Genomic DNA, 21,109 nt, shown 5'->3' with positions numbered 1-21,109 from the left:
CGTTCGGTTAAATTTAAAGAAGTACGTGATGCCTATATCGCTACTTTAGGCGAGATTGACGACATTACCAAATCTCTTGCTAAAAAATATTACCACGATGTGGAGTATGACGCTATCCGTAATCTTGTATTAGACGAAGGCTCGTCTTTTGCAGATGCAGAACCTGCGATAGCGTAAACCTGCTCGTAAGTAGCAGCGTAGATGGCTTTTTTCAAATCCTCGTTGCTGTTCTCGTGGCTGTAAACGCGTTTTTCGGTCTTACCAACTTCAATAGTCAGTTCTTTTTGTGCTAAACACTGGATTTTGATAGCGGTGTGGGCAAACTTAATTGCTTCAACCAACTCTTCTTCCTGTATCTCTTTCGATTCACCTTCAACCATGTTGATGTCATGTTCGCTGCCCGCTACAATAAACTCTAAGGTAGCGTTGGCAAGTTGACTTAATGTTGGGTTGATAACCAGTTGTCCGTCGATTTTAGCAACGCGAACTTCTGAAATCGGCCCGTTGAAAGGGATGTTTGATACTGACAAAGCTGCTGATGCCGCCAAACCTGCAAGGCAATCGGGCATAATGTCTTTATCGGCAGAAATTAAAGTAATCATCACCTGTGTATCAGCGTGATAATCTTCGGGGAACATTGGGCGCAAAGCGCGGTCGACCAAACGCGAGATTAAAACCTCGTAATCTGACAAACGAGCCTCGCGGCGTAAAAAACCACCGGGGATACGGCCTGTAGCGGCGTATTTTTCCTGGTAATCAACTGAAAGAGGTAAAAAATCAACCCCTTCTTTTGCTTCTAACGATGATACTACAGTAGCCAATAACATGGTGTCACCCATTTTAATTACTACAGAGCCATCGGCTTGTTTGGCCAGTTTACCGGTTTCGATCTCAATGGTGCGGCCGTCACCTAAATCGATAACCTTTTTAATTACATTTAAACTCATCTTTTTTTCGTTTTGGTGCACTTTTCATCTTTCGGAGCGCACCGGTTTTTATGTGTGTGTATATTGTTTCAATCAAATTTGCCGTTGCGGCAATGCAGAAAATCCAGGTTTCGTATTTGTTTTTAAAGGCGAAATATAAATTATGCAAAAGTAAAAAAGCCATCCTGATAAATCGGACGGCTTTTTGTTAAAACTTCATAAAAGTTATTTGATGATATCCCTTAGCTGTAAAGCTTTGATGATAGCACGATATCTTTCAATGTCTTTTTTGAATAGGTATGCCAGCAATGCGCGGCGTTTACCTACTAATTTTTGCAGTGATAACTGGGTTGAAAAATCGTGTTTGTTTTTTTTCAAGTGACCGGTTAAATGTGCAATGCGATAGGTAAACAAAGCTACCTGACCTTCAGCTGTGCCAGTGTCGGCGGCGCTTTTACCATGTTTTGCAAAAATCTCTGCTTTTGCTTCTGAACTTAAATACATTACCTGAATAATATTAAAGCGTAAATAATTCTATTAATTGTGGGTGCAAAGGTATGGTTATACTTGCATATATGCAAGTGTTTGTTGTAATGTTGCAACGTTGGAAGTTGGAAGATTTTTGCTATATTTATAAAAACCTCACAATGGAAGCATCAGCTCAAACAGTAACCTCCACAACTACAATTATTATATCGGTATTAAGTAGTTCGCTACTAACAGCGGCTTTTACTAAGTTGGCAGAATTCTATTTTAATAAGGTAAATTATAAAAAAGATTATTATAAAATCATACTCGAAAAAAGACTCAATTCATATGAAACCCTACTAAATCTTTTATTTGAATCAGGTAATATGACTAAAGATTTAGATGAACAAACCTATTCTACGACATTTGAAACATCTGAAAAGATCCTTAGCTATTTTCATCGTTTTTGGGCAATTCAAAACCATAGAATGTGGCTTAGTAGAACAGTGGATGAACAATATAGTAATCTATTAATTTACTTAAATGATTCAATAAACAAATCATTTATACACGAAAAATCACTAGACAATACCTGTGTAACGTTTGCCAAAACCATAAACAGAGAACAAGTAAGGCTAGGAAGGAGTTTGCATTTGTCAATTTTGTGCGATATGAAAAACCTTTACAAGGTTGATGAATTTTTTGACGACGAGATAGTCCTCCACAAAAGAGAGCAAAAAATGAGTTAGTGATAAGTCGAATGTTGTTGTCGATATAATTCAATTACCACGCAAACTGCACATCCGCACATCATTCCCTATCTTTGCAATCATGGAAACACCCCCCACCCTCTCCACCTTCGAAACCGAATTCCGCGTTCGCCCGGATGATATAGATATGTTTCAGCACGTTCACAACAGCAAGTATTTTGATTACGTGCTGGCCGCCCGGTATGACCAGATGGAACGCTGTTATGGCATGGCAATGGACAAGTTTATGGAGCGGGGCTTTGGCTGGGTGGTGCGCACCGCGTATGTCGACTATAAACGCGCCCTTACGTTGGGCGATTATTTCATCGTAAAAACCGGCATCGAATCCATCGACGAAAAAGGCTGCCGCGTAAAATTCGGTATTACCAACAAAGGCACCGGCAAGCTATGCTGCGACGGCTATTTTGATTATGTGATGATTGATATGGCAACGGGCCGCGGCGCTAAAATTCCGGAAGATGTTATTGAGCAATATTTGATTTGATGTGCGCTTTGGTAATTTCAACTACCAGGTGCACCGAAAAAGCACAAAAACCACGGAATAACATGAGACGGTTCGCCCGCTGGAATTGATTATCGGTCAGTTGCAGCAATTTGGCGAGACCCATACGTCGATAATATTATCCGAAGCATTTAAGAAGAGGGGCGTGGTTGCCGGATAGCCCAGCATTTAAGCAACGGTAAAAACCACTAAGCGTTCCATTTTTCCGCACGGAACACCCCGAACGCCATGGAACATACTGATTATCAATTATTTAAATTTACCAATATTTAAATGTATTGATTATTAACTAATTAAGTAATTATCGGGGAATTCCTTACACACTTTTAGCTGGCTCATACCAGGTGCAGGCTTTTCCAAGAAATACATGCCTGTAGGTTGCACGCTGGCAAAGCGTTCCATTTTTTTCCCTGCGGAACACCCCGAACGCCGTGGAACACACTGACTATCAGCGCGTTTAAATTTAATCAAATGTAAGTAGCTAATAATCACCTCCCCGCCTATTCAGGCATCTTGCCTGAATGCCAATATTTTAAGCGTCCCGCTTAAATTAGTTAATGCCTTTTTACAAGCTTTTTGGGTCCGCCACTGAAAATTAAATTATAACCAAGTTTGTTTTATTTAAACGGGTGTTTAAATTTCTGTGCGTCCAGGCGGCACGCTGGACAGGCGGGATTTCCCGTTATGGTAAGTAATGGAATCGCCGATGGCCACCCAGGTAAGCTGCTTTCCGGGACCGAACGCACACAACAGCGTCAGGCAAATTAACAACAAAACTTTTTTCATCATATTTTAATCAGCCAGTTGATTTTTAGAGCCAGGCCTAAGCGTTTCAAAAATCTTTAATACCAATGCCTGTTGTTTAGCTGTAAGCGAATTGGCGCCTACTACGATACCGTAATAGGCGCTCCGGTTAATATTAAAGCTTCGCTTATCGCGCATATAAATGGCTGTTTCTCCCGTATATCCCTGTTTTGGCACCTCCATACGCCCGTACAGGTGGTTAAAGGTATCTATCTTGATGGTATGCCGTTTGATATTTTCGGGTAGTCTTATCGGCCAGTTAAACATTTTACCATCATGCTTACATGCAGCGATATAATCCGAACCACTGAAAAAACCAATTTTATCGCTGTCCTTTTTAGTTGATGGCCGAATGGATACGACATCTATTTTCGGACTGTTATTGGCGTCGTAGGTGATACCAGACCTCATAAACTGTCCTCGTGCATCGTCGACAAACCCACGCTGGTTTAAATACTCCTTGGGAGTTTGAACCAAAGTATCAGCGTAATTCCCAAAATCCGTATTGAGCTTAACAATACCGTTTGTTATCAATCCACCTTGTGAATCGATGCCATTCTGAAGCTTAACCTGAAAGTCTTGCGGTACGTCAAGCAGGTAACGGCCCAACTCAATTGTTTTCCAATTGCCTTTTGGGTTATTGCATGCAGTAGTAAAGCTAACCAGTATAAAAAAACAAAACCTTTTCATTCTTTTTCAGAGATTATAAAGTTAGCAGATTAAACTTTATTGTAAGCTCCCTCGTCCCCGGCATCAACTTAAATTTCCTCAATCAAAATTTTTATAATAATTTCCCCAACCCTTATTTAACAATGGATACCCAGCAACCAGACAAATGTAAAAATTGCGGCGCCGCGCTGCAGCCGTCGACCGCCGCAACCCTAAAGTGTAATTATTGCGGCAGTATCTTTGAGAAAACTGCAACTGCTGTATCGCCGCAGGCTCAGCCTAATGGCAATAACAATCCCTCTCAGCAAGTCAAAAATTACCCGGTAGACCCATCGGCTAAACAAGTGAATTCAGGTTGTGGCCTGGCTGTACTAATATTTATCATCCTGGCAGCCGTTTTGGCTCTTCTAATCAAATATACCGGACAGGGCTCTTCTTATAACCTTTCTGACTCAACCGCTGTGGATTCCTCTTTACTGCATAATACCATCAAACCCGCCAGGGATGCCAGCGCGGCCGCTATCGCTAAAGCTGAAAAAGATTCCACTTTAAAATCTAAGTTAAAGGAATTGTCACTAATAGAAGTGGATGCCGCAACTTTCAAAAAACTTTACCGGAATACACGCAGGCGTTATGATCAGTTTTCGCGTAGCACTTTTATTTATGACCAAACTTCTCCGCGTTACATAAACGTAAAGGGTATATTTGTTTATCTGAGCCAGGACACTACAGGCAACGAGCTTCGCTTAACCACGCAATACACCGCCGACAACTGGTTATTTATAAATAGTATGAGCTTCAATGCCGATGGCGAAAACTTCAATGATTTTAGCCCAAAGTTCAAAAGGGACAATGGCCAGGGCATGATATGGGAATGGAGCGACGAACCTGTACCGGACCTAAACCTTTCTATGCTTGCCAAAATCGCGACCGCCAAACGAGCGAAGATCAGGTACGATGGCGAGCAATACTATAATGAGCTTACTATTACGGCCGCTCAAAAGGCAGCCATAAAACGGCAACTTCAGGTATACAAAGGGTTACTTTTGGGGTATGATAAAACCAGGTAGTTACTAAAAAATCGCTTTTAAAATCCAAAGTCTGTCAGGAGGCTCCGCTGGAGCCTAAATATTTATTTAATTTTTATATAAACAGGTCGCCCCGCTAAGGCGGGTCGATCGAACATGTGTTTTACACTCCGTAGGAGTATCGTGTTTATAGCCAAAAAAGTCTGTAAACAGGTCGCCCTACCACCTTTGTGTCGCCTTCGCCGGAGGAAATGCAGGCGCCGAGATATCATTTGGGTTATTCAGATGTTCCGTATATTTCGAACTGGGTTATTAAATAATTAACCAATTTTAAATTTACAAACCCATAGTATCTTAATAGCTTTCAGTAACAACCGGATCCGGAATTTCCTTCAGCCTTATAAACCTTCCGCTTAAGTGGTCAATCTTCATTTCAAATGTAGCGTCGGCGTTCGAAGCAAGCAGGCTGCCCAGGATACCAAACATAGCACCTGCAACTATTACATCGCCGTTGTTAGCGGTTACCTGTGCCCTGCCGGTAAACAAAAATTCGCCATTCTCTTTCTTTAACGGATAGTAAACTCCGCGGCACGAAATATAAGGCAGTCCCTTAAAAACTATAGCATACACTTTTGCAGGTTTAACCTTCTGCGGCTTCCCGTTGTCGCCCGTTGTTTTAATAGTTGCCATGTTAAGGTCAAAACCATCAGCCGTTACTTGTTTATCAGGCGCCTGGTTCATAAACGACTGATAAGTTAAATACAAACCATCGGCATAAGCTGTTGTGTTATAAGCTTTTATTTTAAGCTTCTCAACACTGTCTATATGCAACACATCCCGGTAACTGTAAACCGGCCCGGCGCTTTGGCGGTTAATGTTATTTGTTAAAAGTCGACGATGGCTTGCCTGCCTGCCCGCAGTAAATCCTGGGTAACGTCAATGGACGACCTTAACACATAAACGGTATCAACCGATTTTATTTCCTGGTATATACCCGTATTGTTGGTATAAAGGCTGGCCCTGAAAGATAGAAACCCTTTTTCGCTCATTCCGGCGGTTATCTCCGCAAAACTGAATTGCCGCAATTCCAGCAGCATTTCCGGCTTTTTGCCGGCGGTATCAGCAATCGTATAAAACAAGTTGGTCAATTGTTTTGCCAAGGGCGTTTGCGCTGTTACCGTACCCCTTCGGTTAAAAAAACCGGTTTGAACAAACCCAAGGTTACTCGTATCAGACCGTGAATCAATAAATTTAAAGGTGCTGTAAAGGCTGCCGGGTACTTTGGCCGCAGGTAATGGTAACTCAAAATCAACCAGATTTTGTGCGTAAATAGTTATGCTTCCGGACAAAACAAGCAGGGTTAGAATGAAAAATTTATACATTTTGATAAGTAATTGGTCCCTTGCGTTTTCTTATTTTTTTATAATCAAATCTTCCTTAGCCGCCCATAGCCCAACATCCTGCTTGGTAAGTGCGGCTGCCATCAGGTCGGGGAATTTATCGGGGGTGCAGGCAAAAACCGGCACACCCAGGTCGGCCATAAATTGTGCGTTGCGATGATCGTATGAAGGGGCACCATCGTCATTAAGCGCTAAAAGCACTACCAATTGTACACCCGCAGCAACCAACTCAACCGCGCGCTGCCGCATTCCGGCGACATTTCCGCCTTCATACAAATCAGTAATCAGCACCAGCACCGTGTCACCGGGTTTGGTTACTATTTGCTGGCAGTAAGTTAAAGCAGCATTGATATCCGTACCACCGCCAAGCTGAACGCCAAAAAGCAGCTCAACCGGGTCGGTCAGTTCTTCAGTTAAATCGGCAACTGCCGTGTCAAATACCACCATTTTGGTTTTTACAGCCGGTATGGATGCCATTACACTGCCAAATATACCCGAATAAACAACCGATGAACCCATGGAACCGCTTTGGTCCAAACACAAAATCACATCTTTTAACGACGACCGCTTGCGCCCGTACCCCACCCTATTTTCGGGGATAATGGTTTTGTATTCGGGCTGGTAATGCCGCAGGTTTTTTAAAATGGTAGCGCCCCAGTTTATTTCATGGTGCCGGGGCCTGGTGTTCCTGATGCTCCGGTTAAGGCTGCCGGTTATTGCCTGTCGCGTGGGCTCGGCCAGTTTTTTCACCAGTTGGTCAACCACCCGGCGTATTACCTGCCTTGCGGTATCTTTGGTTTTATCCGGGATAACCCTGCTCAGCGTCATTAGTGTTGCCACCAGGTGCACATCGGGTTCAATATTTTCCAGCATTTCCTTTTCAAACAGCATCTGGGTAAGGTTCAGACGCTTTAAAGCATCCTGCTGCATCACCTGCACCACGCTCGATGGGAAAAATGCCCGGATATCACCCAGCCAACGGCTCACATTGGGCGATGATGCGCCCAGCCCGCCTTGTTTGTCACTGTCGTACAGCGCCTCCAGGGTGCGGTCAACCTTCAGATCGGCTTCGCTCAGTTCGTACTGGGTTCCCTCCTGCTGATGGCCGCCTAATATCAGTCGCCATTTACGAACGTGTTGTGCTTCAATCTCCATCTGCGGCTATCTTATTTATTGTTAAACCCAATAGTTCCATTATCACCGGTATGCCCTGTTTAGCCCTTTCAGCATTAAAATCTGTGCTGATTGTGGTAAACTGGTGACTGGTAGCGCCACCCGACTTAACCTTCTCGCCCAGTTTTCGCCTTTCCGGCGCCGAAAAATTGGCAAATGTTCGGCGCAGCAAAGGCAGCACCTGCATAAATATATCGTCAGTTAAGCCCGAAACCCAGTTATTTATCACCTGCCAAAGGTCCTGGTCGAGCAACAACAAGGTGCCACTCCCCTTTAAAAAACCTTCTAACCAGGCCGCAGCAATATCCGGAGCAGTAGCCGCCGACATTGCATAGCCAAAATATTGCATCAGTTCATCCCCGGCGAGCAGCTTACCATCATTAAGCAGGCGCGTGCTATACCCCCCGATTACCGGCGAGGTATTTTTGTTACCTGCAATTACGCGCAAGGTTTGCTGCCACATGGCGATTATTTCACTATCCTGCAGTAAGTTAATACCATCGCTTAGTTTAAAAAATAGTTCCAGCAACCGGCGCGATGCGTCTTCATCTATAGCAACGCAGGCATTGGGCAGGCTGATGCAAATGCGTGTAATTATGCTGTTGATAATGCTCAGCACAACGGTGGCGTCTGTTTTGCGTACGTTACCATACCTCGCCACGGTAATAAGGCCCGGCACCACTTCCATCAGCTCAATTACATCGGCCGACGCCGCAGCCAAATTATTAAGCCGGGCAATAAGTGCCTGTATAGCTTCCGGCAGTTCAGCAGGTATACTTTTTTCGAGCAGGCCGCTGATCACTTTCAAATCTGTTGCCGATGCCGCCTGGCCCAGCACGCTGTTACCGGCTGCCTCAAGCACCGTATTGCCTAAATTACCGCGCTCAATAATTTCTACAGCAAAGCCGGGGTCCCATTGCAGCCGCCATTGTTCCTTAAAAGTACCTTTACCCGATACATATTGCTGCTGCCCCCAGTTAATGCCCAACAACGTAAGGCGATGTAAGAAAACGCTTCGCTCCAGGTCGTTGTCATTTCGCAAGTCAAGGGTATAATCCTTAAAATCGGCCGTTGCAGGCAGCCGGAGCTTTTTCTGAATTTTTTCAATGTCCAGCTGCAAAGGCGGTTTGGGTATTTCTATGGGCACGTCGCCTATTTGATGCCCGACAATCAGCTCGTCATGCACCAACTTTAACAGGATGCTTTCGCCATTGCACAAAACGCTTAACGTGGCTTCATTGAATTCTTCCAGCCCCGCTTTTGACAGGCCACGCAGCGAAGCCAACGAACCAGCCAGCCTGACCGCCTCGATGATATGGGCCACAGAAGTATCCATCTGCTGCTTGCGGAATAACTGGGCCACGGTTGCCATCCACATGGTACCGTCGTCATTGGGGTGGTTCCAAACATGGTTATACCAACCCGGAGAGTTGATGCCGGCCCCATATCCGCTGTAAAAACTCAAACGGCTAAAAGTCCACGGAATCCAGGTACACTCTGTTTTTACTTTGGGGAGACCCTTTAACAATTCATTATCCTCTTTTTGCGATGATGGGTTTTGCAGCGCCGGCACGTGCCAGGCACCGCAGATTACCGCTATGGTATGGAACATCTCCTTCTCAGCCTGCCGTATGGTGCGACGCATGTGGGCCTCGCGCAGGTCTTCCAGCTTTTTATCTCTTTGGGGGATACTTTCGCGCAGGGCTTGCATGGCCTCGGCTACGGCATCAAATACCTCGTCATTGTTTGAGCGGTACTCAAAAGTATGTTCCCACCACTTTTCATCATCAGCGAAACCGGCAGCGTCCGACAGGTAGCTCACCGGGTTTTTATTTAATTGCAGTTCCTCAAAAAGCTGCGCCTCCTGGTTGATATGGTTGTTTTCCGGTTGATTATCCAGTTCATGTTGCCGTTGCTCTTTTTCAACAAGCATTTGGTTGCCCGCGGGCAAATCCATAAAGCGCACATGAATATTTTTCTTTTTTGCGTAAAGGGTGGCCTGCCACTCCGGCGAAAAATCGGCAAAAGGATAAAATACAGAGTGCTGCGGGTCATCAGGCTGGTAACAAAGTAAAGCCACAGGAGGTTTCAAACCCTCATGGCCCACCCATTGCAGCATGGCATCAGCCTCCGGCGGGCCTTCCACCAATACAATATCCGGTTTAACCGACTCCAGGAAAGCTTTCACATTCCTTGCCGAGCCCGGGCCATGATGCCGTATACCTAAAATACTTACTGCCATGTGTTGCTTAAATTATAAGTCGCGGCAGGCGCGGTAAATATCGCTCCAGTCAGAACGGGGTTTTACAACAGTTTCAAGGTATTCCTGCCACACCAGCTTATCCTGCACCGGGTCTTTAATAACCGACCCGATAATACTGGCGGCTAAATCGGCAGCTTTCAGGCGTCCGTCACCAAAGTAAGCTGCCATTGACAGGCCGCTGTTTACCACCGAAATGGCTTCAGCAGTGCTTAACGTTCCCGTAGGTATTTTAATTTTGGTTTTGCCGTCCAGCGTAACACCACTGCGCAGCTCGCGAAAAATAGTCACAATCCTGCGGATTTCCTGTAATGCAGGCGGCTCGGCCGGCAGGTCCATCACCTTCTCATAACTCTGTACCCGGCGGCGCACAATATCAATCTCCTCCTCTATCGAATCGGGCAAGGGCAGTATCACGGTATTAAACCTGCGCTTTAAGGCGCTCGATAACTCGTTTACGCCCTTGTCGCGATTATTTGCCGTAGCAATTACATTGAAACCTTTTACGGCCTGCACCTCTAAATTCAGTTCGGGCACGGGCAAGGTTTTTTCGGACAGGATGGTGATCAGCGTATCCTGCACATCGGCCCCAATACGGGTAAGCTCTTCCAAACGCACAATTTTGCCGTCCTTCATCGCCCTCATCACCGGGGTTTCCACCAGCGCATCAGCCGAAGGGCCCTGGGCTATCAGCCTTGCGTAGTTCCATCCGTAGCGAACTGATTCCTCGCTGGTACCCGCTGTTCCCTGTATAATAAGGGTTGAGTCGCCGCTTACAGCCGCCGCCAGGTGCTCGCTTACCCAGCTTTTTGCTGTTCCGGGCAGGCCGTACAGTAGAAGCGCACGATCGGTAGTGAGGGTCGCTACGGCAATCTCCATTAAGCGACGGTTGCCGATATATTTCGGCGAAACCTCGAAGCCGTTTTTAAGCTTGCCGCCCAGTAAATAGGTAACCACGGCCTGCGGCGATAATACCCAGTTAACCGGTCGTTTTTCATGGTCCTGTTTTTTAAGTTCCTCCAGTTCGTGCGCAAATAGCTGCTCTGCATGCTGACGTAATATCTGTGACATTGTTAAAGGTATTTTATGCGTTAAAAGCTTTAAGCGTTTGTTGCTTCAGGCCGAGTAATTTAATTAAATGTTCCCTGTTTTTCCCCCATGCTGATTGCATATTGATGTCCTTTGCCTCCAGTTTTTCAAGCTGGCTAATAATCTCAGTGGGAATTAGTTTGATATGGCGATTAAAAAAGGCGCGGTTATATTCATAGGGATGGTTTGCCATTTGCTGCATTGCCACCCTTGCAAATTCAGTTCCCCATTGCTGGCTGCAATTTAAAGCCGTATGGATGACATTTGGAATGCCTCTGTTCAAGGATCGCAACAAATATTTGTCCCGCTCCGGCAGCGGCAGTTTATTGATAAAATCGGGATAAAAACTATCGTGGTTCAGCAAATAAGGTATCCAATCGTTTGCATTGAATTGGGATATTGCGTTACCTAATGCACTTGTCATCATAGATGCATACTTGTCAAAGTATTCAACCACCTGCGCAGGTGTTGCCTCAAATTGCTTTTCCCAAAATGACGGCGGAACGGCACCGATAAGCTGGTACAAAACATGTTGCTCATCACTAATGCCGCTTTTTGGCCCGGCCAGCTTTTCAATGCCGGTTTTATAAATACTTTCATCTATTGATGCCGGCAGTTTTAATGAGATCGAAATTTTGGTCATCATGCCCAGCATAGCCTTTTCCTTTTTCAGCATAACCGACCGGCTCAATATATCTTCATATTGCCTAACGATAGATGAACCGGGGATTTGCTTAAGCAGCGCCATAACCTCATCTTTTACCTTCTGCCCTTTTTCGGTGAGCAAGCTTTCCAGCCAGGGCAAATCGTCGGGGCCGCTATTTATTTTTAGCGCTTTTAGCAGTTCTGCTTTTGCCGCGGCATTTTCCTGATCCCAGGTTTGATGCAGCCATTCCAGGGCTTGCGGCGCATTATTTTGCCTGGTATTCGCGAGCACTTTCGTACGCTGTTCCGGATTGCCTGTTTGCCAAAGTTCTTCATCGGGCAATACAGAAAAATACCCCCACGCAGGATTCAGCCGGCTCAACCAGGCGCCCCTGTTGCCGCTGCAGGCAATTACCAATGGTTGCAGTGCGGCGTCCTTTTGTGCCTTGTCCAATATTACCGGTAATACATTGGGTAACGCCAATAGCCCGCTTTTGCTGCAATTGGTTAACCAAAGCTCCATTAGCGACAGGTTGTCTTCGTGTAATATGGTATTTAAAACACCGGCCGCCGTATCTGAACAGTATTGCCTTGTTTCTGCTTCAGCTTTATTTAATAACAAGTCGTGTTTTTGCAGTGGCGTAAAGCCGCATTGCCTGTAATTGTATATTAAAGCAGCCTTTTGCAGGTATTTCGATTCCTTATCTAATAACTCCTCGGCTTCAATAACATCAACAATCGCGGCTATATCCCCGGGAATTTCCGGGTTGCCTGGCATCGGCTTGCCAGTGCCAATCATAGCTGCATTTATTATATGTTCCCAGGCCCTCATTAAACAGCTTGATAATTATTGTTATACCAGGCACCTATCGGCCTGTATTCATTTTCTTTACCTATAATACTCATGGTTGCGGGTTCTCCCCCGGTAATGGCCATCAGTTGCCATATGTTTTTAAAATCGGCTGTAATTTTACACAAACAGCCGTCGGTATCCTGCAGCCACCATTGGTTTTGATATAATACCGGTTTTAGCGATGCCACCACAAATGGCATCTCGTTCCTGAAAGGCAACCGGCTGTTTAACAGGGTCTCTTGTTCCGCAATCTCCTGCCAGCCTTTAAAACATTGGGTAACCTGGTTTTCGGGGCGCCTGGCAGTAGTATGGTTTTTAACTATTGCCCGGTACGGCACCGATGACGGAAAATACGCCAGTTCGGCATCAATATACATGCCTTGTGTTAAAGACAAAGTGCTTACCTGCCCTTTTGCGTTAAACTGCAATATAAGTGCGTATTGGTTGGTATTGAGGCCGTATAGCCAGTTTTGTTCGATAGTAAGCTGTTGTTCTTCGCGGCTGTCTTTACCCAAAACCAGCCAGGTATCTTTTGTGCCGGTTTGCTGTTTAAGTTCCTCCTGGTTTATGGTAAAACCAATAGCCGAACGAACGTCCTGCTGCAATAATTCATTGATGTTGGGAATGTGCCGGTAACTTTCGGCCACCAGGTACAATTGCAGCAGCTTGCCCATAAAACCGCTCTGCCAGCCTTCGTTCCAAAAGTTGGTTGCCCCAAGGTTTTTAATCATTGCCGCCAATCCCGTTGCCTGGGCATCAACCATCCGGCGGGACATATTCTCCCAATAAGCCCCCCCTTTTTCCGGCAGACTTAAGATACCATTGCGAACAATGTCTTTTATCCAAACCAGCAGCTCGTTGATACCGGCGCTCACTTTTTGCTCACGCGCCTGCTGGCGTTTGGCCTGGGCGGCTTCATCAACAGGCTTATCTGCTTTTTCAACCTTCTTTTCTTCTTTTTCCGACCGCTTGCTTATCCAATCATTTACCCACTGGGGCATATTTGAAGTGCTGAATAGTCCGGGCTGACGCGCACGCAGCAACAACAGGCCCAATCCGTGTTTACATGGGAATTTGCGACTGGGGCACGAACATTTGAAAGCTATGGCCGTTAAGTCGACCTGTGTTTGATAGGGTTTGCTGCCGCTGCCCTGGCATTCGCCCCAAAGCGCTTGCTCATTAATTCCTTTGCTAACCCATTTTGCGGGATTGGCTAAATCGCGCCCTGCTTTTTTTGAAGCTTCGTCGGGTGCAAGGCTTAAAATCTGGTCTTCGGTTAGCAACAAAACGATAAGATTATTAACGAAATGGATGTATTGTTTCGGTTCTAAAAATAGGATAAAATTTAAACACTCACTAAAAAAACCGTTCAGGCTTTTCGACTTTTTTACATCACCACCTTAACCTTAACATCTCCGTCAGATAACGTGCGGATAATCAATTTATCTTTTGTAGGATAAATGGCCATGATGTCCAAATCTTTAATACTTACTTCCGAGCGGGTGTTATTGGTCATATCGCGGCTCAATTCTTTTTGCAGGCGAATTTTGCTATCGGCAATAAACTGGGTAAAGTTGTAGCTGGCTTTCTGGCGTATCTTATCAGTTATCTTACCGTTGAACATCCATTTGGCCACTTTAAGCATCCAGGCTCTTGTTTGCAGGTCGAAACTTAGGTCGGGAAAGGTAAGTATATGTGTTGCCGGGTCGTACGTGGGGGTGCCAACCAGGTAAATTGTCCCGGTGTTGGTCCCCTTAAAGTCAAGCTGCATAACAACCTGTTTACCAATGCCATAAACTTTGACTTTTTCAACAATAAATTCGTTGCCTGCTACATTGGTTACCTGCCCGGCCACCTGCTGGTTTACCATATTGGTTAGGTGGTCGTAATTTTCAAGCAAATCCAAATAAACATTAAAACCGGTCGCCGGTTTATAGGCGGTTAAATTTGGCAAAGGCGTTAGCGTTGGCGGCACACTTACGGTGGTTACAACTGGCCGGGCAGATAACCCCACCGAAAAACTAAGCACCGACCCATTTAAATTAAAACCGCTTAACCTTACTGACTGTGGGTTTGCCGACACATACCCCACATCGCCAACCTTTGTTTCACTTGCAATGTTGTTCCATAACTGGGTAATCATGGTCCTGATATCGTAGGCGGCAATTTTGGCGTCAACCTGTTTTCCTAAATCGTTTAGGGGAATGGTCATGTATTGCACAAGCTTATCGGTAACATCAATATTCCCCAACAGCACATTACAGCGGTCGATAGGCCGTGGTGCCGGAAATAGCGTGGTTTTTGATACCAGGTGATAATCGGGCGTAATACTAATAACCGATTTATAGGATATCTCCATCCGGCGTGGCGCTTCGTCGCCTATGCCGCATTGCCCGGATATGGTTGGCACCAGGCAATGGCCACTGCCGCCCAAAAGAGTTGTGCATTTTGCACAATATGATGCGGTAATTCCATAGCTGCCGGTAAATTTTAAATTAACCGTATTGGTACCGCCCGTGATAATAAAGGGCGTACGCGTAAATGTATAAGCATAGCTCAATCCTTCACAAACGTCCTGCCGACCTGTGTATTTAACAGGCGCCGAGTTTTCAGCCTGTCTAAAATAATTTTTCAAGTCGACAGTAACCGGCACTTCTATATTTGATATGGGTTGAACAAGCGTGGGGATATCAGCATCGGCACTTGCGGGGGCAAGCGGCTTAAGCGAACCGCAGGATGAAAAGATCAGCAGCAATAAAAATGCAGATGAATGTGTAAGTAGATGTTTAAGTTTCATTTATCAGGGGATATTGCACAGTGCCTTGTTAATACAATGCACACTACCTGTTGTAAAAATAAGGGATTTTTACTTTTTAACAACAGTTTCTATATCCTTGTTAAACACTATTTCGAACTGGTGCAACGAGCCCTGATGATTATAGCTAATATCCCAGTGATACAGCTGACATATATTTTTTACAATGGTTAAGCCCAGCCCTACTCCGTCAGATCCGGGTGCTTTTTGAAAACGCTCGAACAAGATATCTTTATCCAATGGTTTCGCGGCTCCCGGGTTTTCAAAAACCAGTTTTTCGTTTGTTAAGGTAATTAACAATTTACCGTGCTCAATATTATGCCTTATTGCATTGCTGAATAAGTTATTCAGCAAAATGTCAATCAGCGTTTTACTTGCCACAATTCTATTTTCTTTTAAAACCTCAAGTACTGTGATGTCTTTGGCAGCAATTAACTCCTTAAACTGCTGCAGCTTTTGCATAATCAGCGACTGCAGGTTTAATGCCTCCTCGTCATTAACCAGGTTATTTTCAATTTTAACAAGCAACAGCAATGCATGGTTCAGCCTTGATAACTTAGCCGCCGCCGAATAAATATCATTTATTTGCGTGTATTGATCGGCATTCAAATTTTCATCCTGTATCAGCGTATCAAGCTTGGTGGTAATAACCGCCAGGGGCGTCATCATTTCGTGCGAGGCATTTTCCGTAAACTGTTTAAGGTGCAGGTAATCATTTTTCACCCTTGATGCCATTATTTGTACTGCTGTATTGAGTTCATTAAACTCGTCAACCCGGTTCGGTTTCGACGTAAAGTCCTTGGGGTCGGCTACGTTAAATGTTTTTAACTCATGTAAAATATTGTAGAACGGAAGCCATAAACTGGTAAGTACATATTTATTTGTTATTAAAAGTATAAGCAATAACACTATGAGAAGCACAACGGTTATCAATGTAATTATCTGCACCAGGTTATTAATTCCAGAGTACGATTCGGTGATTATTAGCTTGTAATTCTGCCCTGCAACAGTTATTAATGCCGCTGCCGCCCTCCTGTTTTCGGGCATTTTACCTGATCCGGTATAATAAACGGTATCAAAAAATCTTGTAGTGAAATCCTTTGAATTAATTTTTACAAATTCTGTTAAATTATCATCAAAATCATTTTTGGGGATTTTACCATTCCGGTTAACATAGTCAATACGTTCTGCAATTTCTTCGGCAATTTCACGATCAAGCTGGTTCCGGGTTATCTGGCGGATGGCGAAATAATATATTAAGGCACCAGACATTAACACTAGTATAGTGATAAAAATGCTTGCCCTGTTATAATGGGTAGCCAGTTTCATTCGGCTATAAATTTATATCCAATTCCGTAAATCGATTTAATATAATCAGCACATTGGGCGTCCAAAAGCTTTTTACGCAGGTTTTTTATATGCGTGTAAATAAAATCAAAATTATCGTGCATATCCATCTCATCGCCCCACATGTGCTCGGCAATGGCGTTTTTTGATATAACCTTTCCTTTATTTGCTATAAAGTACAACAGCATATCATACTCTTTACGCGTTAAAATAATTGCTGTGTCGTTTACCGATACAGTTCGCCCAAGCAGGTTTATAGTTATTTCGTTAAATATAAGTTTATTATTGGTATTAAACGTTTTGCGCCGGTAAGTGGCCACAACCCTTGCTTTTAGTTCGGCCAGGTGAAATGGTTTGGTAATGTAATCGTCGGCACCTGTGTTTAAACCCAATATTTTATCATTTAGCGAGTTCCTGGCAGATATTATCAGTACCGCTTCGTTACGGTTATTTTCTCTTAGGTAATCCAAAACGCCAAAGCCATCGCCGTCAGGCAAGCCAATATCAAGCAAAATGCAGTCATATTTATATGCCGACAGCTTATCAATGGCTGTTGTTAACGAATTGCAGCTTTCACAAATATTGCCTTCCTCGTTAAAGTAATTGAAGATGTTATCGCAGAGGCTTTTTTCATCCTCAATAATCAAAAGTTTCACAGGGGGTTTTTATCAAATATAAACTTTGAAATTGAAGAAATACTGAAGTTTATTTCAGTAAATAAAAGTAAACTACAGAATTACTTCAAAATAGCTTTATAATTTTAGAATGCTTTATATCTTGTAGCAAAACAATATCTCAACATTCCACTTAATTAATAATAAACTAACAAACACAAAAATTATGGCAGTGATAGAACCAGTAAGGATGGACATAGTTCGACCGGGAAAGGTTAAAAAGTATTCGCCGTCCTTGCGGCTTTGGCATTGGGTAAATATGATAGTGATCAGTGGTTCGTTAATAACAGTATTGATTAACGCGACTATTACCGACGACCGTACCTCGTCCGCAATAATAAAAACTGAACTTCAAAAATCGGGTGCAACAGCTAATGATGACCAGGTTCGGTCTGCAGCGCATGCACTTAGCGACAGTGTTTGGGATATTCACAAGTATTTTGGCTATTGCCTTGCCGGCCTTTTATTATTCAGGCTGATATTGGAGTATTTTGAATTAGCCGACCAGAAATTTATCAGGCGTTTAAAAAGCGCTTACATGAAGTATAATGCTGTACAAAAGGACCGTAAAACTGCACGGCATGAGCTTACTGTAAAACTGATATATTCAGTATTCTACGTGCTATTGGTAATTATGGTTGTAACGGGACTATTCCTTGCGTTTGAGGACGAGTTGAGGGCATATAAGGCAATAAGACATAGTGTCAAAGAGGTTCACAGCTTTTGTATGTACCTGGTTTTAGCATTTATTACCGTTCACCTGGCCGGTGTATTTCTGGCAGAAAGAAAAGACTCGAAGGGTATAGTTTCTGACATGATAAACGGGGGCAGCGAAGGCGCCTGATTGTATTTTTTATGTTACGGATAATTTCAGGCGGGTTATTCTTAAAACTAAATAATACTTTTAAATTTTCATGCCTAATGCTTAATTAATGTCAAAGTCGATACCATTTTTTGCGCTGCTGCTCCTGTTCTCAATTGCTGTTAAGGCCCAGGATAACTACGAAATACAAGTATACGGTTCAGAAACCGTGGAGAAAGGCCGCACTATGCTTGAGTTGCACAGCAACTTCACAGCCGATGGTTTTAAAGAAAGCGACAATGGTGAACTTCCCGACCAGCACGTTTTTCATGAAACCATTGAAATTACCCACGGCTGGACAAGCTGGTTCGAAACAGGTTTTTATATTTTTAATTCGATAGGCAGCGAAGGCCGCACAGCTTATGTGGGTTCTCACATCAGGCCAAGGGTGGCTGCCCCTGCCGAATGGAAATGGCCTGTGGGTGTCAGCCTCTCAACCGAATTTGGGTATCAAAAAAAGGCCTTTTCTGCCAATACCTGCACGCTGGAAATAAGGCCAATAGTTGATAAAAAATGGGATAAACTTTACGTTGCGATAAACCCAACCATAGATAAAAGTTTTGCCGGGCCGGATAAAGATGCCGGATTTATATTTTCGCCCAACGTAAAAGGCAGCTATGATATAAGCAAAGTTGTAGCACTTGGCCTTGAGTACTACGGCAGTACCGGGCCGTTTTTTCACTATGACTCGTTTCAACAGCAACAACATCAATTATTTGTAGCTACCGATTTAACCTACAGCGCCGATTGGGAGTTTAACGGCGGTATAGGCTATGGATTTACAAAAGCTACTGACAAAGCTATATTCAAAATAATAATTGGCCGCCGGTTTTAATGACTGGTAATCAGCTTTGCCATTACGAATGCAGCAGCGGCAGCAAGTGCGCCAATTACCACCACTTTTAACGCGCCTGTAAATGCCGGTTGCCCTGTAAATTTGCTCTTAAAATATCCAAAAACAAACAGGCAAACCAAAGTTACCGCACACGAGTAATAAAGCGCCTGCTCCGAATTATTGATAAAAAAGTATGGCGACAGTGGGATGACGCCCCCTACAATGTAAGATACTCCAATGGTAATGGCACTTCTTGTCGCCCTGTTCGGATTGGGTTTTTCCAGGCCGAGTTCATACCGCATCATAAAATCAACCCACTTATGTTCGTCTTTAGCCATTTCATCGGCTATCTGTTGCTGCAATGTTTCGGATAAGCCAAAGCCTGCAAAAACCTCTTTAACCTCCATCTTTTCCTGTTCAGGCACCCGTTTTACTTCCTCATATTCGCGCTTTAGCTCAGAATTATAATGGTCTTGTTCTGTACGGCCGGCTAAAAAGCCGCCAAGGCCCATAGCAATTGAACCGGCAACTATTTCGGCGATACCAGCCGTAACAACCAGTGTTGATGAACTTACGGCGCCGCTTAATCCTGCGGCGAGTGCAAATGGAACTGTTAAACCATCAGACATACCAATAACGATATCCCTGATGGTTTCTGAGCTTTCTACGTGATGTTCGCTATGCATAATAAATTGGATGCCCGGTTTGTTGATAACTTATAAAGTTTCGTTCGTCTAATATAAGCTTTGCATGCCTGGTTCGCAATTATTTAAATTTTAAAGCGAGTGTTAAAATATCAGAGTTCAACCCGGTTGAACGCATGTAATGCCCGTACCTTAACTCAAGTGTATTTAAGTGCTGCCAGCCAAATATTCCGTTTGGTGGAGACAAGCGCAGGTTTGCCCCTATAAAGTTGCTGTGCAGTGTTGACAGGTCATAATCACTGGTATAAAAAACATCAGTTGGGTTATGTAAACCGTATGGCGTGAAATAACGCGTGCCTTGTTGGGTATTATAACGGTAAAAAGGGCTTATCGAAGCAAATGATGAAAATTTCACAGGTACTTCAATTTCGGCAGTATGAGCCCTTATACCCCAGTTGTCCATATAATACCTGTAAAACGTGCGTATTACAAAATGGTCATCTAAAAAGTAATTAAGTCTTATAGCTACCGGTAGTTTATAGCGGCCACTGGGCAAGTTCTCAACCCGTTCACTGCCATCAGTAAAATAATCGCGTTGGTATTTTGTAGCCAGTAAACCTTTTTGATAGGAAGGCTCAACTATAAACGCAGCCTGCAGTCGCGTACTTATCACCTGCGACAGTGATAACGAGGTACTAAAGGAGTTTCGCGGAGCGTTTGGCACGGGGTTTCTTTCATCGCGATGAGACCCGGATCCATACCCTGGCGGTCGTAGTTCAACCGGGAGTATTACCTTCCATGTGTCTAAAAAAGCCTGTGCTTTGAAATCGAACTGGGTATTTTTGTTATTAAACACCCTTGTCAGGTTAAAACCAAACCCTTTAGACTGGTAATCAAATTCGTGCGAGTAGGAAAGCGAAAAGCCATAGGCGTTGCCCGTTTTTTCATTCGAATTCGTCCAGTTTATTGAAGGATATACGCGGGTATCCTGCCTTGAAGCAGAAGAAACGCTATAAGGATCAATTTTATCCGACGAAGCCGAAGTATAATGATCGACGCCTAACTCAAAATTAAAAGTATTTTTATGCCCGTTGCCGGTAAGCTTTGAAAGCTGCACATCAAGCGTGTTGGCAAAATCAGTCAAATTTTCGGTTCCTATCCCGCCTGTAACAGCGGAATTGTTACCATTTTGATGATAATATGCCGATACAAAATTCACTTCATCAACCTTTAGCTTACGGGTTTCGTAGTTGCTTGTATCCTTAACAGGAACAGCGGTTTGGGCATGTGATGACAGGATACCCAAGTAGAGGGCTAATACGCGCAGGTATATTTTTCTCATTTA

At 44.0% G+C, this 21,109-nt stretch carries 20 protein-coding genes and 1 pseudogene; 5 read left to right on the top strand and 16 right to left on the bottom strand.

Annotation, left to right across the window (positions count from 1 at the left end):
* Window positions 1–140: 140 nt before the first annotated feature.
* Window positions 141–947 (bottom strand): annotated as a pseudogene (locus Q0R52_RS01895) (polyribonucleotide nucleotidyltransferase); the annotation flags it as partial.
* A gap of 204 nt (window positions 948–1,151) precedes the next feature.
* Window positions 1,152–1,430, bottom strand: coding sequence for a 30S ribosomal protein S15 (gene rpsO / locus Q0R52_RS01890; RefSeq protein WP_073400969.1), 279 nt, complete (start codon window positions 1,428–1,430; stop codon window positions 1,152–1,154).
* 53 nt (window positions 1,431–1,483) lie between these two features.
* On the opposite strand from rpsO, the gene Q0R52_RS01885 reads away from it, so the two are divergent.
* Both Q0R52_RS01885 and Q0R52_RS01880 read left to right on the top strand, forming a co-directional pair.
* Window positions 1,484–2,143 (top strand): hypothetical protein, encoded by a 660-nt coding sequence (locus Q0R52_RS01885; protein ID WP_295791545.1) that lies wholly within the window; start codon window positions 1,484–1,486, stop codon window positions 2,141–2,143.
* A gap of 82 nt (window positions 2,144–2,225) precedes the next feature.
* Window positions 2,226–2,648, top strand: coding sequence for an acyl-CoA thioesterase (locus Q0R52_RS01880; RefSeq protein WP_295791544.1), 423 nt, complete (start codon window positions 2,226–2,228; stop codon window positions 2,646–2,648).
* A 651-nt stretch (window positions 2,649–3,299) separates the two neighbouring features.
* Here the strand turns inward: Q0R52_RS01880 and Q0R52_RS01875 are convergent.
* Together Q0R52_RS01875 and Q0R52_RS01870 are read right to left on the bottom strand one after the other, a co-directional pair.
* Window positions 3,300–3,455 carry a hypothetical protein gene (locus Q0R52_RS01875; RefSeq protein WP_295791542.1) on the bottom strand — a complete coding sequence of 52 codons (156 nt, stop codon included), beginning with the start codon at window positions 3,453–3,455 and terminating at the stop codon, window positions 3,300–3,302.
* 3 nt (window positions 3,456–3,458) lie between these two features.
* On the bottom strand, window positions 3,459–4,160 hold the full coding sequence (locus tag Q0R52_RS01870; RefSeq protein ID WP_295791540.1) for a hypothetical protein: 702 nt from the start codon (window positions 4,158–4,160) through the stop codon (window positions 3,459–3,461).
* 122 nt (window positions 4,161–4,282) lie between these two features.
* Here Q0R52_RS01870 and Q0R52_RS01865 point away from each other — a divergent pair, with 122 nt between their 5' ends.
* Window positions 4,283–5,209 (top strand): hypothetical protein, encoded by a 927-nt coding sequence (locus tag Q0R52_RS01865; RefSeq protein WP_295791538.1) that lies wholly within the window; start codon window positions 4,283–4,285, stop codon window positions 5,207–5,209.
* Window positions 5,210–5,521: 312 nt separating this feature from the next.
* Here Q0R52_RS01865 and Q0R52_RS01860 read toward each other — a convergent pair whose 3' ends face one another.
* The 10 genes from Q0R52_RS01860 to Q0R52_RS01815 all read right to left on the bottom strand — a co-directional run bounded on the left by Q0R52_RS01860 (window position 5,522) and on the right by Q0R52_RS01815 (window position 17,405).
* A complete protein-coding gene (locus Q0R52_RS01860; RefSeq protein WP_295791537.1) occupies window positions 5,522–6,001 on the bottom strand; it encodes a hypothetical protein in 480 nt (159 codons plus the stop codon).
* 50 nt (window positions 6,002–6,051) lie between these two features.
* The gene (locus Q0R52_RS01855) at window positions 6,052–6,549 is read right to left on the bottom strand and encodes a hypothetical protein (RefSeq protein ID WP_295791535.1); all 498 of its coding nucleotides are present in this window, start codon (window positions 6,547–6,549) and stop codon (window positions 6,052–6,054) included.
* 30 nt (window positions 6,550–6,579) lie between these two features.
* On the bottom strand, window positions 6,580–7,722 hold the full coding sequence (locus Q0R52_RS01850; protein WP_295791533.1) for a VWA domain-containing protein: 1,143 nt from the start codon (window positions 7,720–7,722) through the stop codon (window positions 6,580–6,582).
* Complete coding sequence (locus Q0R52_RS01845; RefSeq protein ID WP_295791529.1) at window positions 7,712–9,982, bottom strand: DUF5682 family protein; 2,271 nt, start codon at window positions 9,980–9,982, stop codon at window positions 7,712–7,714. The genes Q0R52_RS01850 and Q0R52_RS01845 overlap by 11 nt, the downstream gene beginning before the upstream one ends.
* Before the next feature lie 12 nt (window positions 9,983–9,994).
* On the bottom strand, window positions 9,995–11,071 hold the full coding sequence (locus Q0R52_RS01840; RefSeq protein WP_295791527.1) for an AAA family ATPase: 1,077 nt from the start codon (window positions 11,069–11,071) through the stop codon (window positions 9,995–9,997).
* 13 nt (window positions 11,072–11,084) lie between these two features.
* Window positions 11,085–12,566, bottom strand: coding sequence for a DUF5691 domain-containing protein (locus Q0R52_RS01835; RefSeq protein WP_295791525.1), 1,482 nt, complete (start codon window positions 12,564–12,566; stop codon window positions 11,085–11,087).
* Window positions 12,566–13,873, bottom strand: a complete 1,308-nt coding sequence (locus Q0R52_RS01830) for an SWIM zinc finger family protein (RefSeq protein ID WP_295791523.1) — start codon at window positions 13,871–13,873, stop codon at window positions 12,566–12,568. Before Q0R52_RS01830 ends, Q0R52_RS01835 begins: the two co-directional genes overlap by 1 nt.
* Before the next feature lie 101 nt (window positions 13,874–13,974).
* Complete coding sequence (locus tag Q0R52_RS01825) at window positions 13,975–15,384, bottom strand: DUF4403 family protein (RefSeq protein WP_295791521.1); 1,410 nt, start codon at window positions 15,382–15,384, stop codon at window positions 13,975–13,977.
* Between the two features lie 69 nt (window positions 15,385–15,453).
* Window positions 15,454–16,731, bottom strand: a complete 1,278-nt coding sequence (locus Q0R52_RS01820; RefSeq protein ID WP_295791520.1) for a HAMP domain-containing sensor histidine kinase — start codon at window positions 16,729–16,731, stop codon at window positions 15,454–15,456.
* Window positions 16,728–17,405, bottom strand: coding sequence for a response regulator transcription factor (locus Q0R52_RS01815; protein WP_295791517.1), 678 nt, complete (start codon window positions 17,403–17,405; stop codon window positions 16,728–16,730). Before Q0R52_RS01815 ends, Q0R52_RS01820 begins: the two co-directional genes overlap by 4 nt.
* A gap of 184 nt (window positions 17,406–17,589) precedes the next feature.
* On the opposite strand from Q0R52_RS01815, the gene Q0R52_RS01810 reads away from it, so the two are divergent.
* Together Q0R52_RS01810 and Q0R52_RS01805 are read left to right on the top strand one after the other, a co-directional pair.
* Window positions 17,590–18,267, top strand: coding sequence for a cytochrome b/b6 domain-containing protein (locus Q0R52_RS01810; RefSeq protein ID WP_295791516.1), 678 nt, complete (start codon window positions 17,590–17,592; stop codon window positions 18,265–18,267).
* Window positions 18,268–18,355: 88 nt separating this feature from the next.
* Window positions 18,356–19,120: a hypothetical protein gene (locus tag Q0R52_RS01805; protein WP_295791515.1), complete on the top strand. Its 765-nt coding sequence runs from the start codon at window positions 18,356–18,358 to the stop codon at window positions 19,118–19,120.
* On the opposite strand, the gene Q0R52_RS01800 is transcribed toward Q0R52_RS01805, so the two are convergent.
* Together Q0R52_RS01800 and Q0R52_RS01795 are read right to left on the bottom strand one after the other, a co-directional pair.
* Window positions 19,117–19,806 (bottom strand): VIT1/CCC1 transporter family protein, encoded by a 690-nt coding sequence (locus Q0R52_RS01800; RefSeq protein WP_295791513.1) that lies wholly within the window; start codon window positions 19,804–19,806, stop codon window positions 19,117–19,119. The two genes, Q0R52_RS01805 and Q0R52_RS01800, sit on opposite strands and share 4 nt — an antisense overlap.
* Window positions 19,807–19,885: 79 nt before the next feature.
* Window positions 19,886–21,106, bottom strand: a complete 1,221-nt coding sequence (locus Q0R52_RS01795; RefSeq protein ID WP_295791511.1) for a DUF3570 domain-containing protein — start codon at window positions 21,104–21,106, stop codon at window positions 19,886–19,888.
* Window positions 21,107–21,109 lie beyond the last annotated feature (3 nt).

It is taken from the genome of Mucilaginibacter sp., from assembly GCF_025359345.1.
Classification (GTDB): domain Bacteria; phylum Bacteroidota; class Bacteroidia; order Sphingobacteriales; family Sphingobacteriaceae; genus Mucilaginibacter.
This window is presented reverse-complemented; position numbering and strand designations above follow the sequence as displayed.

Bases quoted from the DNA above. Each gene is read 5' to 3' on its own strand.
- rpsO (WP_073400969.1), bottom strand. From the start codon at position 1,430: ATGTATTTAAGTTCAGAAGCAAAAGCAGAGATTTTTGCAAAACATGGT.
- Q0R52_RS01885 (WP_295791545.1), top strand. From the start codon at position 1,484: ATGGTTATACTTGCATATATGCAAGTGTTTGTTGTAATGTTGCAACGT.
- Q0R52_RS01880 (WP_295791544.1), top strand. From the start codon at position 2,226: ATGGAAACACCCCCCACCCTCTCCACCTTCGAAACCGAATTCCGCGTT.
- Q0R52_RS01875 (WP_295791542.1), bottom strand. From the start codon at position 3,455: ATGATGAAAAAAGTTTTGTTGTTAATTTGCCTGACGCTGTTGTGTGCG.
- Q0R52_RS01870 (WP_295791540.1), bottom strand. From the start codon at position 4,160: ATGAAAAGGTTTTGTTTTTTTATACTGGTTAGCTTTACTACTGCATGC.
- Q0R52_RS01865 (WP_295791538.1), top strand. From the start codon at position 4,283: ATGGATACCCAGCAACCAGACAAATGTAAAAATTGCGGCGCCGCGCTG.
- Q0R52_RS01855 (WP_295791535.1), bottom strand. From the start codon at position 6,549: ATGTATAAATTTTTCATTCTAACCCTGCTTGTTTTGTCCGGAAGCATA.
- Q0R52_RS01850 (WP_295791533.1), bottom strand. From the start codon at position 7,722: ATGGAGATTGAAGCACAACACGTTCGTAAATGGCGACTGATATTAGGC.
- Q0R52_RS01845 (WP_295791529.1), bottom strand. From the start codon at position 9,982: ATGGCAGTAAGTATTTTAGGTATACGGCATCATGGCCCGGGCTCGGCA.
- Q0R52_RS01840 (WP_295791527.1), bottom strand. From the start codon at position 11,071: ATGTCACAGATATTACGTCAGCATGCAGAGCAGCTATTTGCGCACGAA.
- Q0R52_RS01835 (WP_295791525.1), bottom strand. From the start codon at position 12,566: ATGAGGGCCTGGGAACATATAATAAATGCAGCTATGATTGGCACTGGC.
- Q0R52_RS01825 (WP_295791521.1), bottom strand. From the start codon at position 15,384: ATGAAACTTAAACATCTACTTACACATTCATCTGCATTTTTATTGCTG.
- Q0R52_RS01820 (WP_295791520.1), bottom strand. From the start codon at position 16,731: ATGAAACTGGCTACCCATTATAACAGGGCAAGCATTTTTATCACTATA.
- Q0R52_RS01810 (WP_295791516.1), top strand. From the start codon at position 17,590: ATGGCAGTGATAGAACCAGTAAGGATGGACATAGTTCGACCGGGAAAG.
- Q0R52_RS01805 (WP_295791515.1), top strand. From the start codon at position 18,356: ATGTCAAAGTCGATACCATTTTTTGCGCTGCTGCTCCTGTTCTCAATT.
- Q0R52_RS01800 (WP_295791513.1), bottom strand. From the start codon at position 19,806: ATGCATAGCGAACATCACGTAGAAAGCTCAGAAACCATCAGGGATATC.
- Q0R52_RS01795 (WP_295791511.1), bottom strand. From the start codon at position 21,106: ATGAGAAAAATATACCTGCGCGTATTAGCCCTCTACTTGGGTATCCTG.